The 24,066-nt window shown below is 53.3% G+C and carries 23 protein-coding genes and 1 riboswitch; of the genes, 10 read left to right on the forward strand and 13 right to left on the reverse strand.

What is annotated here, in order from left to right; genetic code table 11:
- Positions 1–96 precede the first annotated feature (96 nt).
- From mioC to C9I92_RS24280, 9 genes are all read right to left on the reverse strand, one after another.
- The gene (gene mioC, locus C9I92_RS24240) at positions 97–543 is read right to left on the reverse strand and encodes an FMN-binding protein MioC (RefSeq protein ID WP_047887502.1); all 447 of its coding nucleotides are present in this window, start codon (positions 541–543) and stop codon (positions 97–99) included.
- Positions 544–1,034: 491 nt separating this feature from the next.
- Positions 1,035–2,402, reverse strand: coding sequence for a tRNA uridine-5-carboxymethylaminomethyl(34) synthesis GTPase MnmE (gene mnmE / locus C9I92_RS24245; protein WP_047887503.1), 1,368 nt, complete (start codon positions 2,400–2,402; stop codon positions 1,035–1,037).
- A gap of 134 nt (positions 2,403–2,536) precedes the next feature.
- Positions 2,537–4,153, reverse strand: a complete 1,617-nt coding sequence (gene yidC, locus C9I92_RS24250; protein ID WP_047887504.1) for a membrane protein insertase YidC — start codon at positions 4,151–4,153, stop codon at positions 2,537–2,539.
- 2 nt (positions 4,154–4,155) lie between these two features.
- Positions 4,156–4,413, reverse strand: a complete 258-nt coding sequence (yidD, locus tag C9I92_RS24255; RefSeq protein ID WP_084712690.1) for a membrane protein insertion efficiency factor YidD — start codon at positions 4,411–4,413, stop codon at positions 4,156–4,158.
- Positions 4,380–4,736: a ribonuclease P protein component gene (gene rnpA, locus C9I92_RS24260; protein WP_047887505.1), complete on the reverse strand. Its 357-nt coding sequence runs from the start codon at positions 4,734–4,736 to the stop codon at positions 4,380–4,382. The genes yidD and rnpA overlap by 34 nt, the downstream gene beginning before the upstream one ends.
- Positions 4,737–4,750: 14 nt before the next feature.
- Positions 4,751–4,885 (reverse strand): 50S ribosomal protein L34, encoded by a 135-nt coding sequence (gene rpmH / locus C9I92_RS24265; protein WP_082210903.1) that lies wholly within the window; start codon positions 4,883–4,885, stop codon positions 4,751–4,753.
- 150 nt (positions 4,886–5,035) lie between these two features.
- Positions 5,036–5,806: an amino acid ABC transporter ATP-binding protein gene (locus C9I92_RS24270; protein ID WP_047887506.1), complete on the reverse strand. Its 771-nt coding sequence runs from the start codon at positions 5,804–5,806 to the stop codon at positions 5,036–5,038.
- Entirely contained in the window at positions 5,803–6,474 is a 672-nt protein-coding gene (locus C9I92_RS24275; protein ID WP_047887507.1) for an amino acid ABC transporter permease, read from the reverse strand. The genes C9I92_RS24270 and C9I92_RS24275 overlap by 4 nt, the downstream gene beginning before the upstream one ends.
- A 96-nt stretch (positions 6,475–6,570) precedes the next feature.
- Positions 6,571–7,326: an amino acid ABC transporter substrate-binding protein gene (locus tag C9I92_RS24280; RefSeq protein ID WP_047887508.1), complete on the reverse strand. Its 756-nt coding sequence runs from the start codon at positions 7,324–7,326 to the stop codon at positions 6,571–6,573.
- 310 nt (positions 7,327–7,636) lie between these two features.
- Here C9I92_RS24280 and dnaA point away from each other — a divergent pair, with 310 nt between their 5' ends.
- From dnaA to ibpA, 5 genes are all read left to right on the forward strand, one after another.
- Entirely contained in the window at positions 7,637–9,037 is a 1,401-nt protein-coding gene (gene dnaA / locus C9I92_RS24285) for a chromosomal replication initiator protein DnaA (protein ID WP_047887509.1), read from the forward strand.
- 1 nt (position 9,038) lies between these two features.
- Positions 9,039–10,139, forward strand: a complete 1,101-nt coding sequence (gene dnaN, locus C9I92_RS24290; protein WP_047887510.1) for a DNA polymerase III subunit beta — start codon at positions 9,039–9,041, stop codon at positions 10,137–10,139.
- A gap of 3 nt (positions 10,140–10,142) precedes the next feature.
- Positions 10,143–11,225, forward strand: a complete 1,083-nt coding sequence (gene recF, locus C9I92_RS24295) for a DNA replication/repair protein RecF (protein WP_047887511.1) — start codon at positions 10,143–10,145, stop codon at positions 11,223–11,225.
- 19 nt (positions 11,226–11,244) lie between these two features.
- Positions 11,245–13,659: a DNA topoisomerase (ATP-hydrolyzing) subunit B gene (gene gyrB / locus C9I92_RS24300; protein ID WP_047887512.1), complete on the forward strand. Its 2,415-nt coding sequence runs from the start codon at positions 11,245–11,247 to the stop codon at positions 13,657–13,659.
- A gap of 533 nt (positions 13,660–14,192) precedes the next feature.
- A complete protein-coding gene (gene ibpA / locus C9I92_RS24305) occupies positions 14,193–14,633 on the forward strand; it encodes a small heat shock chaperone IbpA (RefSeq protein ID WP_047887513.1) in 441 nt (146 codons plus the stop codon).
- A gap of 285 nt (positions 14,634–14,918) precedes the next feature.
- On the opposite strand, the gene C9I92_RS24310 is transcribed toward ibpA, so the two are convergent.
- The 3 genes from C9I92_RS24310 to glyQ form a co-directional block, all read right to left on the reverse strand.
- Entirely contained in the window at positions 14,919–16,181 is a 1,263-nt protein-coding gene (locus C9I92_RS24310; RefSeq protein WP_047887514.1) for a valine--pyruvate transaminase, read from the reverse strand.
- 573 nt (positions 16,182–16,754) lie between these two features.
- On the reverse strand, positions 16,755–18,824 hold the full coding sequence (gene glyS, locus C9I92_RS24315) for a glycine--tRNA ligase subunit beta (RefSeq protein ID WP_047887515.1): 2,070 nt from the start codon (positions 18,822–18,824) through the stop codon (positions 16,755–16,757).
- 9 nt (positions 18,825–18,833) lie between these two features.
- On the reverse strand, positions 18,834–19,745 hold the full coding sequence (gene glyQ, locus C9I92_RS24320; RefSeq protein WP_047887516.1) for a glycine--tRNA ligase subunit alpha: 912 nt from the start codon (positions 19,743–19,745) through the stop codon (positions 18,834–18,836).
- Between the two features lie 300 nt (positions 19,746–20,045).
- Here glyQ and C9I92_RS24325 point away from each other — a divergent pair, with 300 nt between their 5' ends.
- The 3 genes from C9I92_RS24325 to C9I92_RS24335 all read left to right on the forward strand — a co-directional run bounded on the left by C9I92_RS24325 (position 20,046) and on the right by C9I92_RS24335 (position 22,166).
- The gene (locus C9I92_RS24325) at positions 20,046–20,720 is read left to right on the forward strand and encodes a YiaD family glycine zipper/OmpA-like lipoprotein (protein ID WP_047887532.1); all 675 of its coding nucleotides are present in this window, start codon (positions 20,046–20,048) and stop codon (positions 20,718–20,720) included.
- 177 nt (positions 20,721–20,897) lie between these two features.
- Positions 20,898–20,999, forward strand: a riboswitch (yybP-ykoY riboswitch).
- Positions 21,000–21,092: 93 nt separating this feature from the next.
- The gene (locus C9I92_RS24330) at positions 21,093–21,650 is read left to right on the forward strand and encodes a TMEM165/GDT1 family protein (protein ID WP_047887517.1); all 558 of its coding nucleotides are present in this window, start codon (positions 21,093–21,095) and stop codon (positions 21,648–21,650) included.
- A gap of 243 nt (positions 21,651–21,893) precedes the next feature.
- Positions 21,894–22,166, forward strand: coding sequence for a hypothetical protein (locus C9I92_RS24335; RefSeq protein WP_047887518.1), 273 nt, complete (start codon positions 21,894–21,896; stop codon positions 22,164–22,166).
- A gap of 66 nt (positions 22,167–22,232) precedes the next feature.
- On the opposite strand, the gene tusA is transcribed toward C9I92_RS24335, so the two are convergent.
- Positions 22,233–22,481 (reverse strand): sulfurtransferase TusA, encoded by a 249-nt coding sequence (gene tusA / locus C9I92_RS24340; RefSeq protein WP_047887519.1) that lies wholly within the window; start codon positions 22,479–22,481, stop codon positions 22,233–22,235.
- Positions 22,482–22,624: 143 nt separating this feature from the next.
- On the opposite strand from tusA, the gene C9I92_RS24345 reads away from it, so the two are divergent.
- Together C9I92_RS24345 and C9I92_RS24350 are read left to right on the forward strand one after the other, a co-directional pair.
- Positions 22,625–22,807: a hypothetical protein gene (locus tag C9I92_RS24345; RefSeq protein ID WP_047887520.1), complete on the forward strand. Its 183-nt coding sequence runs from the start codon at positions 22,625–22,627 to the stop codon at positions 22,805–22,807.
- Between the two features lie 123 nt (positions 22,808–22,930).
- Positions 22,931–23,893, forward strand: a complete 963-nt coding sequence (locus C9I92_RS24350) for a LysR family transcriptional regulator (RefSeq protein WP_047887521.1) — start codon at positions 22,931–22,933, stop codon at positions 23,891–23,893.
- Positions 23,894–24,066 lie beyond the last annotated feature (173 nt).

A 24,066-nucleotide genomic window follows, 5' to 3' on the forward strand; every position in this document is an offset into this window, starting at 1 on the left:
ATGGATAACTATCGTTTGATCACCGTTTAGATCTATAGTTATCCACAGAAAAAAGTTTCAAGATCCGATAAATCGTGGGTAAATATTGAGTGTTTTTTAAGCGTTAAGGTGGGTTTTCCACGTTGTCAGCCATTCCTCAGCCGGATCTTCCGGTACCGGATCCTGAGAAACATCGATTTCCAGACGCTCACCAAGGCGACTGGCACCTAATGTGGCCAGCTGTTGATCAATGTTTTTGGCGGCGGCACAGAAAGTGTCGTAGCTGCTGTCGCCTAAACCGATAATGCCATAGCGAAGTGCACTTAAATCTGGCTGGTCGCTGGCCAGTTGTTCGGCAAAATGGACAAAGTTGTCTGGATAGTCACCTGCACCGTGGGTCGAGCAGATCACCAGCCAAATTTGGTCGGTACTCAGTGTGGCCAGATCGGCTTGATTGACGATCTCGGTCTGGTGGCCGTCCTGCTCCAGCAAATCGGCCAGGTGGTCGGCAACGTATTCGGCCCCGCCGAGGGTACTGCCGGTAATAAGGGTTATGTGGCTCATGGGCTCTCTCTGTGAACAGACAATAGAAGTATGCACAGGCATTGTACTGAGTTTATCCAAAGAGAAAAGCGCCAATCTGTAGGGCTTTGTCAGGATCTATCCCGGATTATACACAGGCTGTGCCATGGATCATTCAGGCAGATCGTACTGGACTGGGGGTAGGGATCGAGAGGTTGGGATCTGCTGTTTGTCAACGATAGCCGCAGTTTGAGGGGGAGCCCTGGGGCAAGCTGGTTGTCGACATGACAGGGGATAGGGGAAATGAAGCAGAGCCGGGTACTGAGACGGCAAGGGCGGCGACAGGAGAGGTGAATAACCGTGGAAGGATGGTCTGCTGGGACGGGCAGGTGACCCGGGAGTGGGCGTCCGGTAGCACGGAGCGGTAATACTGAGCACGGTGCGAAAAAAGCCCCCGGTGCAGACCGGAGGCTGAATCGTTTATGGTACAGAGCGAGAGGGCGGTCAGACTCCCTCACTCTCACTTGTACAGCTTATTTACCGATACAGAAAGAAGTGAAGATCCGGCCCAGCAGATCGTCCGAGGTGAACTCTCCGGTGATCTCGCTCAGGTGTTGCTGGGCCAGGCGCAGCTCTTCTGCCAGGATCTCTCCGGCCATAAAGCCTTCCAGCTGGGTCTGACCGATGTCTAAGTGCTCGGCAGCGCGCTCCAGGGCATCCAGGTGGCGACGGCGGGCCATAAAGCCACCTTCGGTCGTGCCACTGAAACCCATGCACTCTTTGAGGTGCTCACGCAGGCTCTCGACCCCTTCGCCGGTACGGGCTGACAGGCGGATTAGGGTAGGGTTGTTCACATGGCAAATCCCGGCAGTTTCTCCGGTCAGCTCGACCTTGTTGCGGATCACTGTCATGCCGAGGCCTTCCGGCAGACGCTCAACAAAGTCCGGCCAGATATCAACCGGATCGGTGGCATCGGTGGTGGTGCTGTCGACCATGAACAGGACGCGGTCGGCCTGGCGGATTTCTTCCCAGGCCCGTTCAATACCGATGCGCTCGACTTCGTCGGACGCTTCACGCAGGCCGGCGGTATCGATAATGTGCAGCGGCATGCCATCAATATGGATGTGCTCGCGCAGGACGTCCCGGGTGGTGCCGGCAATGTCGGTCACAATGGCCGAGTCTTTGCCGGACAGGGCGTTCATCAGGCTCGATTTACCGGCGTTCGGGCGACCGGCGATTACCACCTTCATCCCTTCACGCATGATGGCCCCCTGGTTGGCCTCGCGGCGCACGGCATTGAGGCGGTCAATGATGCCCTGCAGATCGCCGGCGACTTTGCCGTCCGACAGAAAGTCGATTTCTTCTTCCGGGAAATCAATCGCGGCTTCCACGTACATCCGCAGGTAAATCAGCGCTTCCACCAGCTCGTTAACGCGGGTTGAGAAGGCGCCCTGCAGGGACTGGAACGCGCTTTTCGCTGCTTCTTCTGAGCTGGCATCAATCAGGTCGGCAATCGCCTCGGCCTGAGCCAGATCGAGCTTGTCGTTCATGAAGGCACGTTCGGAGAATTCCCCCGGGCGGGCCGGACGGATGCCGTCAATCTGCAGAATACGGCGGATTAGCATGTCCATCAGCACCGGGCCACCGTGGCCCTGCAGTTCCAGCACGTCTTCGCCGGTGAAAGAGTTCGGGCCTTTGAAGAACAAGGCGATACCCTGGTCCAGCGCATTGCCTTCCGGATCTTTAAACGGCAGGTACTCGGCATAACGTGGCGTAAGCTCACGGCCGGCGACAGCCAGGGCGACTTCTCTGGCTTTCGGGCCTGAGACGCGGATGATGCCCACCCCGCCGCGTCCCGGCGGGGTCGCTTGGGCAACAATGGTATCTGTGTGTTCAATCATAATGTTGGCTTAGCTTGTAAAAGTCGCTGCAATTGTAAACAGACTAGCCGCGATTGCCCAGCGCTGGCAACTGAGCGGCTCGGAAGCAAATAAAAAAGGCGGCCCGGAGGCCGCCTTCAGAGTTCAGGGCTGCATCACTTACTGTGCAGGCCTTTCTTCTCCAGCGAGCGGTAAATCAGCGTCTGCTGGATCAGTGTCACGACGTTCGATACCAGCCAGTACAGAACCAGACCGGATGGGAACCACAGGAAGAAGAAGGTGAACATCACCGGCATGAAGGTCATGATCTTCTGCTGCATCGGGTCAGTCACTGTGGTTGGGCTCATCTTCTGGATCATGAACATAGTCACACCCATCAGCACTGGCAGGACGTAGTAAGGGTCCTGTGCCGACAAGTCGTGGATCCAGCCAAAGAACGGCGCGTGGCGCAGCTCAACCGACTCCATCAGGGCCCAGTACAGGGCGATGAAGATTGGCATCTGCAGAAGGATAGGTAAACAGCCGCCCAGCGGGTTTACTTTCTCTTTCTTGTACAGTTCCATCATTTCCTGGCTCATGCGCTGACGGTCGTCGCCGAAACGCTCACGCATCGCTTGCAGTTTTGGTTGCAGCATGCGCATTTTAGCCATGGAGGTGTACTGTGCCTTCGTCAGCGGGTACATCGCACCACGTACGATGAAGGTCAGCAGCATGATCGCCACACCCCAGTTAGACACTAGGCTCTGGATGAATGACAGCAGGCTGTGCAGCGGACTGGCGATGAACCACAGCCAGCCGTAGTCGACGGTCAGGTTCAGGTTGGCCGCGGTGGCTTCCATCTGGTCTTGCAGTTTTGGACCGACCCACAGGGTCGTGGTCATGGTCTGCTCACTACCCGGTGCAACCGTTGTCTGTGGCAGACGCACACCGATGTAGCCCATGCCGTTGCTGGTACGGGTGTACAGGTTGGTGGCTTCGCCGCTGCGTGGGATCCAGGCAGACACAAAGTAGTGCTGCATCATCGCCACCCAGCCTTGTTCGGCGATAGTCAGGTTCAGGTTCTTGTCCTGCATATCGTCGAAGCTGTATTTTTTGTATTTTTCGTTATCTGCCGAGAACGCGCCGCCACGGTAAGTCGGCATGGTCAGGCTGCCGCCATCATCCATCAGGTTCTGCTTCAGCTGAGCATACATCTGAACGCTTGCCGCAGTGTCTGATTGGTTGTTGATGGTGTAAGCCACATCGACCGCATAGCTGCCACGCTTCAGAACGAAGACTTTCGCGTACTGGATGCCGTCTTTTTCAAACGTCAGCGGTACACGCAGTTCGTCCTGGCCGTCAGCCAGAGTGAAGCTGTCAGCGCTCGCTTGCAGCTGAGCACGGCCAGCGGCTGTATCGATGCCGTTAGCACCAATCAGGCCTGATTGAGCAGTGTAGGTATGGCCTTGTTCGGACTTCAGCAGAACAAACGGGTCTTCAGAACCCAGTTCATTGTCGTAAGCCAGCAGTTTGGCTTCAATAATATCGCCACCAAGCGTATCGACAGTCAGCGCCAGTACATCTGTGTTGATAGTAATAAGGTTATTTGACGTGCTGTCGTCAGTCAGTGGTTGACCATCACCGGAGTGTGACGGAACATCACCGTTTTGAGTCACGTTTTGCACTACACCCTGGCTTTCCGGCTGTGGGTTGTTGTCCATGTTCCACTGCTGATACAGCAGGAACGAGACGAACAGTAGGGCAATTAACAGAATATTGCGTTGGGAATCCATCGTTAATTATCTCTGTCGTTATGCTTGGTTGGCGGAACGGGGTCATAACCCCCGTGAGTTAAAGGATGACATCTTAATAGACGTTTCGCCGCGAACCAACAACCTTTTATCGCTCCATGCGCTTTTAGAGATTCAATGGCATATTGGGAACAAGTAGGGGTAAAGCGGCAACGAGGCCCGATCAGAGGACTGATTGCCAGTTGGTAAAAGCGGACTAGTCGAATGACTAGCCACGCGAAGGGCGAGACAGGCGATGCCATAATTTATCTAGCAACTTAAAAAGTTCTTCGTTGCTCAGCTCACTGGCACTTTTCTTGGCAATGACCACAAAATCTTTAGCCGGCAGATCGGCTTGCTTGAGGCGGAAGCTTTCACGCACGGCGCGTTTAAACTTGTTTCTGCCAACAGCAGTTTTGATCTGTTTCTTTGGAACGGCCAGGCCTAGACGCGGATGGTCAAGGTTATTGGGACGGGCAAGAATAGTTAAGTGAGGAGAGCCAGCTCGATGGGCTTGCTGGAAGACTTTTTTATATTGTTCGGGAGTTAACAGACGTAACTCCCGAGAGAAAGCGTACTTACTCAAAATAATCAGAGCGATTACTTAGACAGACGCTTACGGCCTTTAGCGCGACGCGCGTTGATTACAGCGCGACCGTTCTTAGTAGCCATGCGAGCACGGAAACCGTGAGTACGCTTGCGCTTTAGAACTGTAGGTTGAAAAGTGCGTTTCATGGGTTATTACCTTAAATTAACTGATCAGTTTTTAAGTTTATTGTGGTTGTCGACTGTGGACAGCCGGACCTCCAAACAAAGAGGCGGAATTGTAATCACTGAACGTTCAATAGTCAATGATTACTCCCGCAGAGAACTGCGGGCGCTGAATTATACTTCTTGTGGCGATGAGTGCAAGGATCCTTCGCGGATCCCAACCTGACTCAGGAACTTTTTCAGGCGTGGATCTTGCGGATTGGTGAAGATCTGCGTTGGCGTGCCCTGTTCGACAAACTCGCCGTCCGCCATAAAGATCACCCGATCAGCCACTTCCCGGGCAAACTGCATCTCATGGGTAACCACCAGCATGGTCTGGTGCCGGGTCGCCAGTTTTTGCATCAGGTTCAGGACTTCCCCGACCCATTCCGGATCCAGGGCGGACGTCGGCTCATCAAACAGCAGCAACTCTGCTTCTAGCGCCATCGCGCGGCCGATCCCGACCCGCTGTTGCTGACCGCCGGACAAGGCTGCCGGGTAATGGTCACCTTTGTCGCCCAGACCTATGTCATCCAGAATCTGCTGGGCGCGCTGGTGAGCTTCGGCTTTGTGCCAGCCTTTGACCGTGATCAGTCCTTCGGCAATATTCTGGCGTGCTGTCAGGTGGGCGAACAGGGCGTAGTTCTGGAACACGAAGCCGGTTTTGCGGCGCAGGGCCAGTACATCGGCCTTGTTGGCCTGCTGCGCGGCGACGGAGAGACTGTCAATGGTCACTCGGCCCTCGTCGGCGGTTTCCAGAAAGTTGATGCAGCGCAGCAGGGTCGATTTACCGGTACCGGACGGACCGATCACCACCACAATTTCCCCTTTCTCTATGGTCAGGTTGAGCCCGGAGAAAATCGTGCTGTCGCCGAAGCGTTTGGCAAGGTTCTGAATGCTAATCATCGTGTGTACGCTCTGTTAAGTTTCACTTCTGCCCAGTCCTGGATGCGGGTCAGGATCAGGACGACCCCCCAGTAAATCAGGGCAACGGCCAGGAAGGCTTCAAAGAACTTGAAGCTGGAGGAGGCTTCCATCTGAGCCTTGGCCATGATTTCGGCAACCCCAAGCGTGAACGCCAGAGAAGTCGACTTAATCATATCGATGAAATAGTTCATCAGCGATGGCAGTGCGACACGGGTCGCCTGCGGCAGAATAATCCGGCGCATGGCCTGTAGCTCGGTCATGCCGATCGCCAGGCTGGCTTCCCGCTGGCTGCGGTCGATACCGATAATGGCGGCGCGGATACTTTCGGCCATGTAAGCGGCAAAGTGCAGGCTCAGGCCAATCACCGCGGCGGTAAAGGCATCAATCCCAACGAATACCGGGAAGACCTGAGGCAGGCCGTAATACAGCAGGAACAGTTGTACCAGCAGGGGGGTGCCACGGAAAAAACTGATGTACAGCTGACTGAGCTGATTCAGCAGCGGCACCCGATAAATGCGCAGCAACGCCAGCGTCAGGGCGAGGATCAGGGCAAACAGCAGGCCCCAGAGTGCCATTCCCATCGTGGTGCCGAGATACTTAAACAGGATCGGCATCAGCGACAGCATGTAGTTAAAATCGAAACCCATGGGTGGTCTATCTTCTTGTGGTTAGAGTTGAAGCGACAAAGGCCCACCGAGGTGAGCCTTTAAGTATATGAAGAAATGCCGTGTAGAGGTGGAATGTTATTCCGTGATGTCCGCATCAAACCATTTAATGGAGATGTTTTTCAGGGTGCCGTCTTCACGCATGGCGGCCAGTGCCTGGTTAACTTCATCACGCAGCTTCTCACCTTTTTCGCCTTTCAGGAACGGCCACGCGTTCTCAATCTTCTCGAATGGCTGACCGGCCAGTTGCAGCGGCAGGTTGGCTTTTTTGATCAGCTCAACGGAAGACAGACGATCCATGACAAATGCATCAGTACGACCCAGGGCGACATCGTGCTCAATGCCGGTGTCGTAGGTCTTGATGTTTATCTTACCGTCTTTATCCAGTTTGCGCAGCAACTGCTCGTAGTTTGAGCCCAGGTTAACGCCAACGGTCTTACCGGCCAGGTCGTCAGTGCTCTTGATGCTGTCGTTGCCCTTGCGTACCACCAGCTGGGCACCATCAATCACATAAGGGTCGGCAAACAGGTACTTGGCTTTACGCTCATCGGTAATGGTGATCTGGTTGGAAATGGTGTCGATACGACCGGTTTCCAGCAGACCAAACAAACCGGAGAAGTTAGCGGTGACAAACTCAACCTTGTAATCGTTACGCTTGCCGATTTCGTTCCAGACATCCACCTCAAATCCCTGCAGCTGATCCTGCTTTACAAAGGTGAACGGAAAGTAACGGCCTGACATGCCTACTTTAACGTCAGTGGCAGCCATGGCAGTCTGGCTGGCCGCAAGTGTCAGTGCAACCGCCGTAAACGTTGTTTTAACCCAGCTTTTCATCCTGTTTACTCCTCAGGGATAGTGGTAGAGGGCAGATTATTGATAATCCTATCTGCTTATATCCGGCTTTTTTAAATAACTAAGAGTTATTTCAAATAACCTAAGGTTAGGACATGGATCCAGATCGTGTTCATGAAATTGTGGGTAAGGAGGGGTAAAATTGTGGTGATCTTGCCATTTGCTGTGCGATCTATGTGAATAACTCCGATCTTATTCACTGGATCTGCGATCTCTTTGCTGGAGATCCTGAGCCAGCAGGTATAAAATTGCATCCCTTTCGTGTTTTCAGTTATTCAGTGTGGAGTCGAGCTTGTCATCTTCGCTATGGTTGCAGTGCCTTCAACGCCTTCAGGAAGAACTCCCTGCAACAGAATTCAGTATGTGGGTTCGACCGCTTCAAGCCGAGTTGAACGACAACACGTTGACCTTGTTCGCACCGAATCGATTTGTCCTGGATTGGGTGCGGGATAAGTACCTCAACAATATTAACCGCTTGCTTAACGAGTTTTGCGGTAATGATGTGCCGATCCTGCGATTTGAGGTTGGCAGCCGACCTGTCACGGCACCGCCGCCGCAACCGGCGGTGATACCCGCCAGCCTGCAGCCCGCTCCGGGCATTATTGATGAACCGCCTTCCCGTCGCTGGGAGCCTGCGCCGTCACCGGTGCAGCCGGAATCGCAGGCCGGGTACCGCTCGAACGTCAACCCGAAGCACAACTTCAACAATTTCGTGGAAGGTAAGTCGAACCAGCTGGGTCTGGCTGCCTGCCGCCAAGTGGCGGACAATCCGGGCGCGGCGTACAACCCGTTGTTCCTGTACGGCGGAACCGGCCTGGGTAAAACCCACTTGTTGCATGCGGTGGGTAACGCGATCGCGGATCGCAAGCCGAACGCCAAAGTGGTGTACATGCACTCGGAACGTTTCGTGCAGGACATGGTAAAAGCGCTGCAGAACAATGCCATCGAAGAATTCAAACGTTACTACCGCAGCGTCGATGCGCTGCTGATCGATGACATTCAGTTCTTCGCCAACAAAGAGCGCTCACAAGAAGAATTTTTCCACACCTTTAACGCTTTGCTGGAAGGCAACCAGCAAATCATTCTGACTTCGGACCGCTACCCGCGAGAAATTAACGGGGTAGAGGATCGCCTCAAGTCCCGTTTTGGCTGGGGCCTGACGGTGGCGATTGAGCCGCCGGAGCTGGAAACCCGGGTCGCGATCCTGATGAAAAAAGCGGAAGACCACAATATCCGTCTGGCCGACGAAGTGGCCTTCTTTATTGCCAAGCGCCTGCGCTCAAACGTGCGTGAGCTGGAAGGGGCGCTGAATCGGGTAATTGCCAACGCCAACTTTACCGGCCGTGCGATTACCATTGATTTTGTCCGTGAAGCGCTGCGCGATTTGCTGGCGCTGCAGGAAAAACTGGTCACGATCGATAACATTCAGAAGACCGTGGCTGAATACTATAAGATTAAGATGGCTGATATGCTGTCCAAGCGCCGGTCACGCTCGGTGGCTCGCCCGCGCCAGATGGCGATGGCGCTGGCTAAGGAGCTGACCAACCACAGCCTGCCGGAAATCGGCGATGCCTTTGGCGGTCGTGACCACACGACGGTGCTACACGCGTGCCGCAAGATTGAGCAGCTGCGTGAAGAAAGCCATGACATCAAAGAAGATTATTCCAACCTAATTAGAACATTGTCATCTTAATATGAAGTTTACCGTTGCACGCGAACAATTACTGAAGCCGCTCCAGCAGGTGTCTGGGGCGCTGGGAAGCCGTCCGTCACTGCCGATTCTCGGCAATATTCTGCTGGTGGTGGAGCAGGGTTGCCTGTCTATGACCGGGACCGATCTGGAAGTGGAAATGATCGCCCGCCTGCCGCTGGAAGGTGACTTCGAACCGGGAGCGGTGACTGTGCCGTCTCGTAAGTTCCTGGATATCTGCCGCGGTCTGCCGGATCAGGCCAGCATCAGTGTGACCCTGGAAGGTGATCGGGTGATCATCCGGTCCGGTCGCAGCCGCTACACCCTGTCCATTCTGCCGGCGGCGGACTTCCCGAACATTGAAGACTGGCAAAGTGAAGTGGAATTGGCACTGCCACAGGGGCAAATGCGCCACCTGATCGACAGCACCCAGTTTTCCATGGCCCACCAGGATGTCCGTTACTACCTAAATGGGATGCTGTTTGAGACCGATGGCTCGCACCTGCGTTCCGTGGCGACCGACGGTCACCGGATGGCGGTGTGTGCGATCGACCTGGCGGATACGCTGCCAGCTAAACAAATCATTGTGCCGCGCAAAGGCGTGATGGAGCTGATGCGTCTGCTCGATACTCCTGATGCGGACGTCCGCATTCAGATCGGCCATTCCAACATCCGGGCGGAAGTGAATAACTTTATCTTCACCTCGAAGCTGGTGGATGGTCGCTTCCCTGACTATCGCCGGGTGCTGCCGCAAAATACCACCAAAACCCTGGAAGCCAATTGTGATGAACTGCGTAAGGCGTTCTCGCGAGCGGCGATTCTGTCGAACGAAAAATTCCGTGGTGTGCGCCTGAACCTGGCCAACGGTGAAATGCGGATCACCGCAAATAACCCAGAACAGGAAGAAGCGGAAGAATTTCTGGATGTCGACTACCAGGGAGAGCCACTGGAAATCGGCTTTAACGTCAGTTATGTGCTGGACGTTTTAAATACCCTGAAGTGTGAACAGGTGCGCTGGTCGCTGACCGATGCCAATGCCAGTGCTTTGCTGGAAGACTGCGCCAATGGCGATGCCATGTATGTGGTGATGCCAATCAGGCTGTAAGGTATGCCATTAACACGTCTTATCGTAAAAGACTTCCGTAATATTGAAGCCTGCGACCTGTCGTTGTCGCCAGGCTTTAATTTTCTGGTCGGTGCTAACGGCAGTGGGAAAACCAGCGTGCTGGAGGCCATCCATTTTCTTGGCCATGGCCGTTCTTTTCGTAGTCACCTGACCGGGCGTGTGATCCGCCATGAGCAGGCCGAATTGTTTGTCCATGGTAGGTTGCAGTCGGCTTCTCTCAAAATGGAACTGCCGGTCGGCATCAATAAAAAACGCGACGGTACCACTGAGCTGAAAATCGGTGGAGAGAGCGGGCAAAAGCTGGCTCAGCTGGCGCAAATCCTGCCGCTGCAGCTCATTACCCCGGAAGGGTTTGAGCTGCTGATTGGTGGGCCTAAGTTTCGGCGATCGTTTATCGACTGGGGCGTGTTTCACGTGGAACCTCAGTTTTATCACGCTTGGAGCCGGGTGCGCCGATTAACCAAACAGCGCAATGCCTTGTTGAAAACGGCCGCCAGTTACCGCGAGCTCAGCTACTGGGATCAGGAACTGGCTCAGCTGGCGGAAGACATCGACCGCTGGCGTGATGCGTATTTACAGGCAGTCAAAGCCAAAGCGGCCGAAATTTGTCAGGGCTTCTTGCCGGAATTTGATATCCAGCTCGGGTACTACCGCGGCTGGGAAAAAGACACCCCGTATGCTGAGCTGCTGCGCCGCAATTTTGAGCGTGACGGACAGTTGGGGTATACCGCAAGCGGACCGCACAAAGCGGACTTGCGGATCAAAGTGGCCGGTACGCCGGTCGAAGATGTACTGTCCCGCGGTCAGCTGAAATTAATGGTCTGTGCCCTGCGCCTTGCCCAGGGATTACACCTGACCGAAGCCACCGGGAAGCAGTGCATTTATTTAATTGACGATTTTGCTTCCGAACTGGACAGCCAGCGGCGCACGCTGCTGGCACAACGGTTAAAGGAAACCGGTGCCCAGGTGTTCATCAGTGCGATCAGCGGTGACCAAATCGCGGAAATGCATGATGAAAATGGCAAGATGTTTCATGTGGAACACGGTAAAATAACCGCAGGATAATCAAAGCGAGAGTAACTCAATGTCCAACAACTACGATTCATCAAGTATCAAGGTACTGAAGGGCCTTGATGCGGTACGTAAGCGCCCAGGGATGTACATTGGTGATACCGATGACGGCACGGGCTTGCACCACATGGTCTTTGAGGTGGTCGATAACTCTATCGATGAAGCTCTTGCTGGCCATTGTGAAGATATCATCGTAACTATCCATGAAGACGGCTCGGTGTCTGTAAGCGATGATGGTCGTGGTATTCCGACAGAACTGCACCCTGAAGAAGGGGTTTCTGCGGCAGAAGTCATCATGACGGTTCTGCACGCCGGCGGTAAGTTTGACGACAACTCCTACAAAGTTTCCGGCGGTCTGCACGGGGTGGGTGTGTCGGTAGTGAACGCCCTGTCTGAAAAAGTGGAACTGACCATTCACCGCGGCGGCCATATCCATCAGCAGATTTACCACCATGGTGAACCTCAGGCACCTCTGGCTGTGATTGGTGATTCTGACCGCACCGGTACCCGTATTCGTTTCTGGCCGAGTGCGGCCACGTTTAGCAACATCGAATTCCACTACGAGATCCTGGCGAAGCGTCTGCGCGAACTGTCGTTCCTGAACTCCGGGGTTTCTATCCGACTGATTGATGAGCGCGAAGAAAACAAGCAAGACCACTTCATGTATGAAGGCGGGATTAAAGCGTTCGTTGAGCACCTGAACCGTAACAAGACTCCAATTCACCCGAAAGTGTTCCACTTTGAGTTCACTCGTGAAGACGGTATCGGGGTTGAAGTGGCGATGCAGTGGAACGATGGTTTCCAGGAAAACATTTACTGCTTTACCAACAACATTCCGCAGCGTGACGGCGGTACACACCTGGCGGGTTTCCGTGGCGCGCTGACCCGTACCCTGAACCTTTTCATGGAAAAAGAAGGGTATTCGAAGAAAGCGAAAACCGCGACCTCGGGTGACGATGCCCGTGAAGGCCTGACGGCCGTGGTCTCGGTGAAAGTGCCGGATCCTAAGTTCTCCAGCCAGACCAAAGACAAGCTGGTATCGAGTGAAGTGAAACCGGCCGTTGAGTCGGCGATGGGTGAAAAGCTGAGTGAATTCCTACTGGAAAACCCAAGTGATGCCAAAACGGTTTGTAGCAAGATTATCGAAGCGTCACGAGCCCGTGAAGCGGCTCGTAAAGCGCGCGAAATGACGCGTCGTAAAGGCGCTCTGGATCTGGCGGGTCTGCCGGGCAAACTGGCTGACTGTCAGGAAAAAGATCCTGCGCTGTCTGAACTCTACATAGTGGAGGGTGACTCGGCGGGCGGTTCTGCCAAGCAGGGTCGTAACCGTAAGAATCAGGCGATTCTGCCGCTGAAAGGTAAAATCCTGAACGTGGAAAAAGCCCGTTTTGACAAGATGCTGTCTTCGCAGGAAGTGGCTACGCTGATCACGGCCATGGGCTGTGGTATCGGCCGCGACGAATACAACCCGGATAAACTGCGTTACCACAGCATCATCATCATGACCGATGCCGACGTTGACGGCTCGCACATCCGTACGCTGCTGTTGACCTTCTTCTACCGTCAGATGCCAGAACTGATCGAGCGTGGTCATATCTACATTGCTCAGCCACCACTGTACAAAGTGAAGAAAGGCAAACAAGAGCAGTACATCCAGGATGATGACAACATGACGCAGTACCAGATCACTCTGGCACTGGATAACGCGCAGCTGTTTACCGCAGAAGGGGCGCCGGCGATCATGGGTCAGGCGTTGGAAACGCTGGTGCAGCAATACAATAGTGCCGGTAAGATGATTGACCGCATGAGCCGTCGCTATCCGAAACTGATGCTGAATGAGTTCCTGTATCAGCCGCGTCTGACGGCGGACATGCTGGCGGATCAGTCTCAGGTAGAAGGCTGGACGAACACGCTGGTGGCCGCGCTGCAGCAAAAACAAACCGGTGAAAGTCACTTCTCGTTTGAGGTGGTGAAGGACGACGAGCACAACGTATGGTTGCCGAAAGTGATCGTGCGTACTCACGGTGTGGAATACGACTACCTGCTGAGTGTTGATCTGCTGAACTCGAAAGAGTATGCGAAACTGGCGGATCTGTCGGAAGCATTGGACGGCCTGCTGGATGACTCTGCCTACGTTCAACGTGGCGAGCGTAAACAGCCGGTTGACAGTTTCAGTGAAGCACTGGACTGGATGATCAAAGAATCTCGCCGTGGCCTGAGCATTCAGCGCTATAAAGGTCTGGGTGAAATGAACCCGGATCAGCTGTGGGAAACCACCATGGATCCAGAATCGCGCCGTATGATGCAGGTAACTGTTCAGGATGCAGTTGCTGCTGACGAACTGTTTACCACGCTGATGGGTGATCAGGTTGAGCCGCGTCGTAACTTTATCGAAGCGAACGCCCTGAACGCCAACCTGGACGTGTAATTACGCCGAGATAGTACCTGCCCAAGTGGCAGAATGTCAGATAGGGTGTTGGAAAACGCCGCTCGAAAGAGCGGCGTTTTTTTATGACCTCGATTATAGGCTGCCGTAGCCGTTATCCTGGCGGAGGCTTTTCTTTTGGATCGTGGTTAGTCTGGAGTATGAACTGGGCAGGCTCGCTGCTCCCAGATCACGTTTGAGTAAAGATGCGGGCTCTCCTTGCTAAACCGTAGTGGGTATTTTCTGATTTTGGGCAAATTTGTTGTCGGGGATGGGAGACTTTTACTTGCTGGGTGCTGCAGTTTTGGGGGAACCAGACGGCTAGTTGCCTGGTTAGGACAAAAACGGCTGACTGCGAATAAACCGCTGAGCAAAAAAATTGCTATCGGGGTCTTGAATCGGATTTGGCCGACCTTATATCTAGTAGTGAAGCAGAGCAAGGTGCCAGAGTTTGGGCCTGCATACGCTTGTCCGGTAGGAAAGCAGCTTCACTGACCTTAACCGTAATCATATTGCTTCAAAGAAGGATAGGTATTATGCGTACACTTGATTTTACTCCTCTATATCGTTCTGCCATTGGTTTTGATCGTCTGTTTAATCAGATGGAGCAGAACCTGAACAACAGCAATGGTGGCTACCCGCCATACAACATTGAGCAGCGTGGCGATAACCAGTACCGCATTACGATGGCGGTCGCGGGGTTTGCTGAGTCGCAGCTGGATATCACTCAGCACGAGAACAAACTGATTGTGCGCGGTACTCGCCCTGAGTCCGAGCACGACGAGCGCCAGTACCTGTATCAGGGGATCGCAGAACGCGACTTTGAGCGCAAGTTCCAGTTGGCAGACTATGTCAAAGTGATTGGGGCTAATATGGAGAACGGGCTACTGCATATTGATCTTGAACGTGAGATCCCAGAAGAGCAGAAGCCACGTAAGATCACCATCAATGGCACGCCGCTACTGGAAAGTGAGTAACGCCGCTAGCTAAACGCAGCAACGATAAGAGAGAAGGTCAGCCATCGGCTGGCCTTTTTGTTTGGCTGGATTCTAGTAATTGCAGTAGGAGAAGCGGTTCCCGTTTTGGTTTCACGTGAAACCAAGAAAGCTGCCTAATGGCAGCTTTCTGAGGGAGAGCGATAATAACAATGCTCGCGGCGGACCAAGGTTGGTGACTTGGTAAAGACCGATTACCCATCTAGATGCGATGCTGCTATGTCCCTAAACGGGGAGTGCACTCCAGGAGTCATAGCTTGTAGGCTATCAATCAGCGGGTTTGCCTTCCCGGTAGGCGCGAGCAACTTCTTCGGCAATGATAGCAATGCCGCGTTGCATCACGTCGTCTTCCTGCACATAGTTCATGCGCAGGCATTCATGACCATGCTGCCAGTCTTCTTCCAATCCGATAAAGAAGTATTCGCCCGGGACAATCAACACTCCGCGATCCTTGAGGCGTTGGTACAGTTCCATGGTGCTGATAGGGAGATCGTTAAACCACAACCACAGGAACATGGCCCCTTCAGGTTTGTGAATTCGAAAGCGCGGATCGGTAATGGCTTGTTGCAGCAGTGCGACCGCGTGCTGTGATTTACGCTGGTAAAACGGTTTAATCACAGTTTCGCTCAGCGTCAGCAAGTCGTTCTGTTCAATCATCCGATAAGCCAGGGCGGGCCCGACACTGCCAGGGGCCAGGCTGAGCACGCCGTTCATGTTGGTAATGGCTGTCGCGATTTCTTCGCGGGCAACGACAATCCCACAGCGGACACCCGGCAAGCCGAGCTTGGACAGGCTCATGCACAGCACCGTGTTGTCGTTCCAGAAAGGGGTGACATCTTCAAAAATGATATCCGGGAACGGCATGCCGTAGGCGTTATCAATAATCAGTGGGATACCGTGTTCACGCGCCAGTGCATCCAGGTGGGCAATTTCTTCGTCGGTCAACACATTGCCGGTTGGGTTGGTCGGGCGCGACGCACAGATCGCCCCAATGCTGTCATCCACCACCAGGTTTTTGAAGTCGACATGGTACTTAAACAGGCCATCTTCCAGTAGGGTGATTTCCGGGCGGTAGGAGATAAACATCTCTTCACTTAACCCCGCATCCCCATAGCCAATGTATTCCGGTGCCAGCGGCAGCAGAATTTTTTTGCGGGTCCCATCGCTGAATGTGCCTGCCAGAAGGTTGAACAAATTGAAGAAGGCGCTCTGGCTGCCGTTGGTCAGGGCGATATTGCGTGCGGTTATCGGCCAGCCGAATCGCTCACGCAACAGATCGGCCAGGGCATTGATGAACGTGTTTTTGCCTTGCGGACCATCGTAGTTCGTCATGGCCTGGGTCAGTTCGCCACTGGCGGCCATTTGCTGGCAAAGCTGATTGAAGTAGGTGAGCATTTCGGGAATCTGCGCCGGATTCCCGCCACCCAGCATGATGGCATCGGGATTGCGTAATCCGTCGTTCAAATCATCCATTAGTTGGGTGATCCCAGAGTAGCGGGCGAACTTGTCACCGAATGTTGAAAACTCCATCTTATTACTTCCGATTCTCAGTCTATCTAAGGTTGACTTTTATTTATTCGATATGGTTATGGATTATGTTGTGTACTCCGTCAACATACCTGAATGCTGGAGGTAGGGAAAGTCTGAATTGCGGCGTTCTTTTCCCTTTACACCCAGTGAAGAATTCCGCGGTTTAATCCGGTGTGGCGGAGAATCTGTGGTCGTGATTTTTGGCATTCTGGTTCTGTTGCCATGCCTCTGCCTCTGCCTCTGTGTGTTTCACATGAAACATTTCTCTGCTTGGGAGGGGTGAGTAAGGTCGGTTGGGCTGGCGGTTGGAGGTATATACTGTTGGCTGCAATGGCTCATTTATCACTGGCAATTGGCTGTAGATGCAGGTTCACCAGAGACGGCAGATGCAGGTTCCACGTGAAACCACTTACCGTCAGACTCAGTCATGCCCGAGGGGCGGAATCAGTAGCGTCGGCATCAGGGGGGAGTTCAGGGGGAAGTAAGTAGCGGAATTGCCAAGAGTTACTCAGGCTATATAGTGGAATAGTGGAGCAGAAGAAAAACCCCGGCACTGCCGGGGTTTGGACTAACTTATTTCTGAAGCAGTGAAATATCAGCCACTTTCAGGAATTCGTTACGCAGCAGGTTCAGCATGGTCAGACGGTTCACTTTTAGCTTCTCGTCATCAGCCATGACCATGACGTTGTCGAAGAACGCATCAACCGCTTCACGCAGGGTGGCCAGTTCAGACAGTGCCAACTGGTAATCGCCTTCCGCAAAGATTGGCGCCAGAGCCGCGATTTTCGCTTCCACTTTTTCGGCCAGAGCTTTCTCGGCATCTTCAACCAGCAGACCGGTATCAATCGCGTCAGACAGCGCTCCGTCAAATTTCGCCAGGATATTACCCACACGCTTGTTCGCGGCAGCCAGCGACTCCGCGGCATCCAGTGATCGGAAGTGGCTCACGGCTTTCACGCGTTTGTCGAAATCAGCAGGCTGGGTTGGGCGACGGGTCAGAACCGCTTGGATCACGTCAACGCTGTGGCCTTCATCCTGATACCAGGCGCGGAAACGGCCCAGCATGAATTCCAGTACTTCAGCTTCAACCTCACGGTTGCTGACTTTGCCGTCCAGCAATTCGTGCGCTTTGGCGATCAGGTCAACCAGATCCAGGTTGTAACCACGCTCAACAATGATGCGTAGCACACCCAGTGCTGCACGACGCAGGGCAAATGGGTCACTGCCTTTTGGCGCCTGACCGATACCAAAGATACCTACCAGCGTATCCAGTTTGTCGGCCATCGCAACAGCTGCAGAGACGTCAGTGCTTGGCAGGCTGTCACCGGCAAAGCGTGGCATGTACTGCTCGTTCAGTGCCAGTGCGACATCTTCCAGTTCACCGTCGTGGCGTGCGTAGTGCATGCCCATAACACCTTGGGTGTCGGTAAACTCAAAGACCATGGAGGTCATCAGGTCACATTTAGACAGCAGACCGGCACGCTCAGCGTGCTCCACATCGGCACCAATTTGCGCCGCAATGTAACCTGCCAGGGCTGTGATGCGATCGGTTTTGTCGCGCAGGGTACCCAGTTGTTTCTGGAACAGGACATTGTCCAGTTCTGACAGACGTTCAACCAGCGGACGTTTGCGGTCAGTGTTGAAGAAGAACTCGGCATCTGCCAAGCGCGGACGAACCACTTTCTCATTACCTTCAACGATTTGACGTGGATCTTTGGAAATGATGTTCGATACGAAGATGAACTTAGGCAGTAGCTTGCCGTTCTGATCGTAAATCGGGAAGTACTTCTGGTCACCTTTCATGGTGTAAACCAGTGCTTCAGCCGGCACTTTCAGGAATTCTTCTTCGAATGATGCAGTCATAACGACTGGCCATTCAACCAGCGACGTTACTTCTTCCAGCAGGTCATCTTCCAGATCGGCAATGCCGCCCACTTCGGCTGCGGCTTTTTGCGCATCGGCCAGAATCAGGGCTTTACGGGTTTCGTAGTCGGCCATAACCATACCGCGTTCCTGCAAAATTGCAGGGTACTGATCAGCGTGGTCGATAGTGAACTCAGCTTCACCCATGAAGCGGTGACCGCGAATCACGCGATCGGCGGTAACGCCCAGTACTGTGCCGGAGATCAGCTCGTCACCCAGCAGCATCGTCAGGGTTTTCACCGGACGGATGAATTGTGTTTCTTTGTCACCCCAGCGCATTGGCTTAGGGATAGGCAGTTTAGCCAGGGCATTTGCCACCAGTTCAGGGAGCAGATTTTGTGCCGGTTGGCCTTTAACGGCTTCTTTGTACAGCAGCCATTCGCCTTTGTCTGTGGCCAGACGCTCAGCCTGGTCAACGGTGATACCGTTACCGCGAGCCCAGCCCATTGCTGCTTTGGTTGGGTTACCGTTAGCATCGAATGCGGCCGCGACGGCTGGGCCACGTTTTTCTACCACTTTGTCAGGCTGCGCCGGTGCCATGGCCTGCACTTTCAGTGCCAGACGACGTGGAGCTGCGAACCACTCGATACCCTGATGGGTCAAATCGGCGGTGTTCAGCTCTGCGGCAAAGTTTTCAGCAAAAGCTTCGGCCAGAGTACGCAGCGCTTTTGGTGGCAGCTCTTCGGTACCCAGTTCAATCAGAAAATTCTTTTCGCTCATGCCGTTCCCTTATAGATTGGTTTTGCACATCGGGAAGCCCAGAGCTTCACGGGAAGCGTAATAAGCTTCAGCAACTTGTTTAGTCAGGTTGCGAATACGCAGGATGTAACGCTGGCGCTCAGTAACAGAGATCGCTTTGCGGGCATCTAGCAGGTTAAAGGCATGGCCGGCTTTCAGAATACGCTCGTAAGCAGGCAGCGGCAGGGGCTTCTCCAGCTCCAGCAGCGATTGACATTCTTTTTCGCATTGGTCGAAGAAAGTGAACAGGAAGTCAACGTCCGCGTGCTCGAAGTTGTACGTGGATTGTTCCACTTCGTTCTGGTGGAAGATGTCACCGTACGTCACTTTACCTAGCGGGCCGTCGGTCCAGACCAGGTCATACACAGAGTCAACGCCCTGAATGTACATTGCCAGACGCTCAATACCGTAAGTGATTTCACCCGTCACCGGTTTGCATTCAAGTCCACCAACCTGCTGGAAGTAAGTGAACTGGGTCACTTCCATGCCGTTCAGCCAGACTTCCCAACCCAGACCCCAAGCACCCAGCGTCGGGTTTTCCCAGTTGTCTTCCACAAAGCGGATATCGTGGATTTGAGTATCGATGCCCAGCGCTTCCAGTGAACCCAGGTACAGTTCCTGAATGTTGTCCGGTGATGGCTTGATGATCACCTGGAACTGGTAGTAGTGCTGAAGGCGGTTCGGGTTTTCACCGTAACGGCCGTCAGTCGGGCGACGGGAAGGTTGCACATACGCTGCTGCAATAGGTTCCGGACCCAGAGCACGTAGACATGTCATCGGGTGCGAGGTACCGGCACCGACTTCCATGTCCAGCGGTTGTACGATAGTACAGCCTTGCTGGCCCCAGTAATCCTGCAGCGCGAGGATCATGCCCTGAAAGGTTTTAATATCATATTTCTGCATTGTCAGCTTCGCGTGATTGATGGATTAATAGATGTTAAGTAACAATCCAGTATACCTCGCCAGCCCGCTTGCTAGTAGGGTTCGTGCATGTTTTTTGGGCATGTTTACGGCTAATTGCCAAAATTTGTGTGGGTAACGGGTGTGGCGTTAAAGAAATAGCACTATTTTGACAATGTTCTGAATATTTTGTCTTAATGACAGTATAAAATTACCTGAGAGGGAAATTGGCTACATCGTTCTGCCAAGACAGTGAGATCGGCGGAGCCGAGAGTGAATGAGATTTTTACTATGGAACTGAAAATGACCAATAAAAATAAATGGGTTCGCAATCTGGTGATGGCGACGGCCGCTGCGCTGGTAGCGACGGGCTGTTCGACCGTGAATCCATATACGGGTGAAGAGCAAACAGCGAAAGCAACAACCGGTTCACTGATCGGTGCGGTGGCTGGTGCTGCGATCGGTGTTGCTTCTTCCAGTAAGAGCGACCGTGGTAAGGGTGCCCTGATTGGTGCTGCTTCTGGTGCTGCCCTGGGCGGTGGTATCGGTTACTACATGGATGTTCAGGAAGCGGAACTGCGTAAGAAACTGCGTGCGTCAGGCGTGAGCGTGACTCGTGACGGTGACAACATTGTGCTGAACATGCCAAACGCCATTACTTTTGGTTTTGATCAGACCGATCTGAGCTCTCAGGCAAAACAAGCACTATCGAGCGTAGCGGTTGTGGTGAAAGAGTATGAGAAAACTCGCCTGAACGTTTACGGCTTTACTGATAGCAAGGGTACGGATTCGTACAACCTGCGTTTGTCTCAGGTTCGTGCGAGCGAAGTGAGCAACCAGCTGATGCGTGAAGGTGTGGCGAGCAGCCGTATTATCACCAAAGGTATGGGTGAAGCGCATCCAATCGCGTCAAACTCGACTGAGCAGGGCCGCGCGGAAAACCGCCGTGTTGAGATCGTTCTGTCTCCAATGTCTTAATGGCATGGTCTTAATAGCATGGTGAGATTGTTCACCATCTAATTGCTAACTTATCAGTTAATTCCCAAAAGGAGCCATCATGGCTCCTTTTTCTTGGCTGCGATTCGGCCATTGGGCCAGGGGGCAGTGTCGGTTTTGTGCTTGATCCAGAGCGCAAAGCTGGCTAGAATTCACGCTCCTTTGGGGAGTAGCCTCTTGTTCTGTACAAGACAAACGTCAACATAATTGAAGCAAAATCTTCATGGCGTTTGTGACCCACGCAATCCTACTTGTGGGTTTGGCGAGACCATTGGTAAATCGGCATGAACCGGGGTGGGGCGTGCTTGTTTACCTATGGTTTAAAATAATTACCCTCGCCCCAAAGAGCATGTCATGAGCATTTTAGCTGTTTCCATTACTACCGTTGCCTTGGCCGAAATTGGGGATAAAACCCAGCTGTTGTCCTTGCTGCTGGCCAGTCGTTATCGTAAACCGGTGCCGATTATTCTGGCGATTTTCTTTGCCACCATTGCCAATCATGCCCTGGCGGCGTGGCTGGGTGTGGTCGTCGCTGATTACCTCAGCCCTGACGTACTGAAGTGGGTACTGGTGGTCAGTTTTGTCGCGATGGCAGGGTGGATTCTGATCCCCGACAAGCTCGACGATGACGAGAAAATTTCCGGCCGCGGCCCGTTTATTGCCAGCTTTATTGCCTTCTTTGTAGCGGAAATCGGTGACAAAACTCAGGTGGCGACCACGATGCTGGGCGCGAAGTACTCCGACGGTTTGCTGTTGGTTGTCCTGGGTACCACCATCGGGATGTTGCTTGCTAATGTACCGGTTGTCCTGATTGGTAAACTCTCGGCGGATCGTATGCCGCTGAAAACTATCCGTATCATTACCGCTGTGTTGTTCCTCGGCTTGGCGGTGGTGGCCGGCATCGGACTGTAAGCGGGTGGCGGCGGGGCGCGCAGAGGCCAGAAAGGTTTCACGTGAAACCTTTCTGCAGCACGGTTGCGGATCGCCCCAAGAGGGCTTGCATTTTACTGCAGCGTTGCAATTAACATTTTGAAATATAAATGTTTAATGAAAGTTCGATGACGTTGGCAGGATTTGTGAGCCTGAGTGTAGTGCAGGAAAATTGCTCGTGCTAAGGTGATACCAGTACCGGAAAGCGTGCTCTAAGGAGGAGATATGGAACGTTTTCTCGCAATCTCACCACGCAGCCAGTTTTGGCTGTTTAATGTCGCACTGGCACTGAATATCCTTGGGATGGTGCTGACTGATATGTGGTTACCGATGGTGGTGGGTGCCATCATCACGACTTATCTGTCGGTGGATGCGCTGGTGCGGTTACGTTACGTCCTGCCGATGAAAAAGGAAATTCGCGAGCTGCGCCATGAGTTAGAGAAAGCCCGCCGTCAATTGCGCGAGAATGACACGGAGCGTGAGTGGCAGGAGCCGTAATGCAGTACCGTGTTGTGCATCCCTAACGGACGAATAAGCAAAAGGCAGCTCATTGAGCTGCCTTTTTTAGTTAGTCCCTTTCTTAATCAGATACCGGTAGGGAACCGTATCTGTCTCGGCGGCGATCAGAGTGTGATCCATAAACCGGCAGAAGCTCGGAATATCGCGCGTCGTTGACGGGTCATCAGCGATCACCAGCAGGGTATCGCCATCCGCCATTTTTCTTACCGTTTTCCGCACCATCATTACGGGTTCCGGACAGCGGAGTCCTTCTGCTTCCAGGCAATGTGTCGGGTTATCAAAAATCGTAGTCATAGTGTCGACATCTTGTTGCGAAGCCTTCGATCATACTTACGGGCAAGAATTAATCAATAAGGGTTGGCAAATCGAAATAAAACGTGTAACTTATTTAACAAGTCGTTAACGTTTTATCTTCTAATGGATTAGGAGGGATGACTATGCTTACGTCGATGGATCGCCTCACCATTTACAGTGTGTTGTGCTTTATCACTTTTTGTACCCTGATATTGCGTACACCGAACGACTCCAGTTTTTTTGCGCTGGCTGGTTTGATTGCCGCCGCGCTGGGCCTTTGGTTCGAGCTTATTCATTCTCCTGAGCTCGAAGAAGAGGAAAGCTGACAGCTAACTTTGCACATCTACTACACTCCCCCAGTTTTCTTGGGCTTCCCCGCTTTTATAGCGGGATTTTTTTTATTGGGCGCGGGATAATATGCTTTCCTTGGGCATAGACACAGGTAAGGCATGGAACTCGAAGACATCTATCGCCGCGATCTGAATCTGCTGGTAGCGCTGCGGGTGCTGCTGGAAGAAGGCAGCGTCAGTAAAGCTGCTGTTCGGCTCAATCTGAGCCAGTCAGCCATGAGCCGAGTACTGGGACGCTTGCGCGATCTACTGAATGACCCCTTATTCACCCGTCAGGGACAGCATCTGTTGCCGACTCAGCGGGCGCTGGAAATCAATGAAGCGCTGAATGCACCACTGGAAGCCATGCGTAACCTGCTTAGTCCAAGTGATTTCCGGCCGCAGGCGTGTGAGCAGCGGTTTGTGATTGCCACCACTGACTATGCGATGCAAACCATTCTGCCGTTTGCCCTGCCGCGCATTTATCAGGAAGCCCCCCACATTTCCCTGGAGTTTGCCCCGCTGCAGCATGATCACTTGTTGACCCAGCTGACCACCGATGGGTGTGACATGGCGATCTGTCGCCCGACCGGGCCGGTTGCTCCACTGCAAGCGGAGCACCTTGGCCGGGTCAGTGTGTTTTGCATGATGTCCCGTCAGCATCCGTTGGCGGCACACCCACTCACGCTGGCGGATTACCTGGCGTATCCGCATGCCATGATAGCGATCAGCGACGGGGTGAAAGCGCTGATCGATGATGCTTTGCTGGGACAGCCGGAAAGAAAATTGGTGTTGCGGGCCTATCATCTTGAAGCAGCTCTGGCGATTGTGGATACCATGCCACTGATCATTACCGTCCCGGCTGATTTGGCGTACCTGGTGGCAGCGCAGCATGATCTGGTGGTCAAGCCGTTGCCATTTACGTTTAAGCCGTTTGACTATTCACTGATCTGGCATCCGCGCTGTGAATATTCAGCGTCGCAGATCTGGCTGCGCCAACTGATCCGCGAAGAGTGCGGCAGGTTGATTGATAAACGGATTCACGACATGGGTTTACTGGGTGAAAGTGAGCGCTTGACGTGAGGTTAGCGATGAGACGGTGATCTGTGGTCGTGAGGGATGGAGGTGATTGCCGGTTATTATCTCTTCATCTTCATCTTCATCGCCATAGTCGTGCTATAAAAAAGGCCAGCATGATGGCTGGCCAAGGTAGTCATTCGGGTCTTGTCGTTTGTGATCGGATCGCGTCAGCCTGT

Source organism: Photobacterium ganghwense, assembly GCF_003025595.1.
Classification (GTDB): domain Bacteria; phylum Pseudomonadota; class Gammaproteobacteria; order Enterobacterales; family Vibrionaceae; genus Photobacterium; species Photobacterium ganghwense.

What these genes read in the sequence shown, in the direction of transcription:
- C9I92_RS24325 (WP_047887532.1), top strand. Translation starts at nt 20,046, where the DNA reads ATGACCAATAAAAATAAATGGGTTCGCAATCTGGTGATGGCGACGGCC.
- glyS (WP_047887515.1), bottom strand. Translation starts at nt 18,824, where the DNA reads ATGAGCGAAAAGAATTTTCTGATTGAACTGGGTACCGAAGAGCTGCCA.
- mnmE (WP_047887503.1), bottom strand. Translation starts at nt 2,402, where the DNA reads ATGATTGAACACACAGATACCATTGTTGCCCAAGCGACCCCGCCGGGA.
- C9I92_RS24310 (WP_047887514.1), bottom strand. Translation starts at nt 16,181, where the DNA reads ATGGAGTTTTCAACATTCGGTGACAAGTTCGCCCGCTACTCTGGGATC.
- C9I92_RS24350 (WP_047887521.1), top strand. Translation starts at nt 22,931, where the DNA reads ATGGAACTCGAAGACATCTATCGCCGCGATCTGAATCTGCTGGTAGCG.
- yidC (WP_047887504.1), bottom strand. Translation starts at nt 4,153, where the DNA reads ATGGATTCCCAACGCAATATTCTGTTAATTGCCCTACTGTTCGTCTCG.
- yidD (WP_084712690.1), bottom strand. Translation starts at nt 4,413, where the DNA reads ATGGCATCGCCTGTCTCGCCCTTCGCGTGGCTAGTCATTCGACTAGTC.
- C9I92_RS24330 (WP_047887517.1), top strand. Translation starts at nt 21,093, where the DNA reads ATGAGCATTTTAGCTGTTTCCATTACTACCGTTGCCTTGGCCGAAATT.
- gyrB (WP_047887512.1), top strand. Translation starts at nt 11,245, where the DNA reads ATGTCCAACAACTACGATTCATCAAGTATCAAGGTACTGAAGGGCCTT.
- glyQ (WP_047887516.1), bottom strand. Translation starts at nt 19,745, where the DNA reads ATGCAGAAATATGATATTAAAACCTTTCAGGGCATGATCCTCGCGCTG.
- C9I92_RS24345 (WP_047887520.1), top strand. Translation starts at nt 22,625, where the DNA reads ATGCTTACGTCGATGGATCGCCTCACCATTTACAGTGTGTTGTGCTTT.
- C9I92_RS24335 (WP_047887518.1), top strand. Translation starts at nt 21,894, where the DNA reads ATGGAACGTTTTCTCGCAATCTCACCACGCAGCCAGTTTTGGCTGTTT.
- tusA (WP_047887519.1), bottom strand. Translation starts at nt 22,481, where the DNA reads ATGACTACGATTTTTGATAACCCGACACATTGCCTGGAAGCAGAAGGA.
- mioC (WP_047887502.1), bottom strand. Translation starts at nt 543, where the DNA reads ATGAGCCACATAACCCTTATTACCGGCAGTACCCTCGGCGGGGCCGAA.
- C9I92_RS24270 (WP_047887506.1), bottom strand. Translation starts at nt 5,806, where the DNA reads ATGATTAGCATTCAGAACCTTGCCAAACGCTTCGGCGACAGCACGATT.
- C9I92_RS24275 (WP_047887507.1), bottom strand. Translation starts at nt 6,474, where the DNA reads ATGGGTTTCGATTTTAACTACATGCTGTCGCTGATGCCGATCCTGTTT.
- C9I92_RS24280 (WP_047887508.1), bottom strand. Translation starts at nt 7,326, where the DNA reads ATGAAAAGCTGGGTTAAAACAACGTTTACGGCGGTTGCACTGACACTT.
- rpmH (WP_082210903.1), bottom strand. Translation starts at nt 4,885, where the DNA reads ATGAAACGCACTTTTCAACCTACAGTTCTAAAGCGCAAGCGTACTCAC.
- dnaN (WP_047887510.1), top strand. Translation starts at nt 9,039, where the DNA reads ATGAAGTTTACCGTTGCACGCGAACAATTACTGAAGCCGCTCCAGCAG.
- recF (WP_047887511.1), top strand. Translation starts at nt 10,143, where the DNA reads ATGCCATTAACACGTCTTATCGTAAAAGACTTCCGTAATATTGAAGCC.
- ibpA (WP_047887513.1), top strand. Translation starts at nt 14,193, where the DNA reads ATGCGTACACTTGATTTTACTCCTCTATATCGTTCTGCCATTGGTTTT.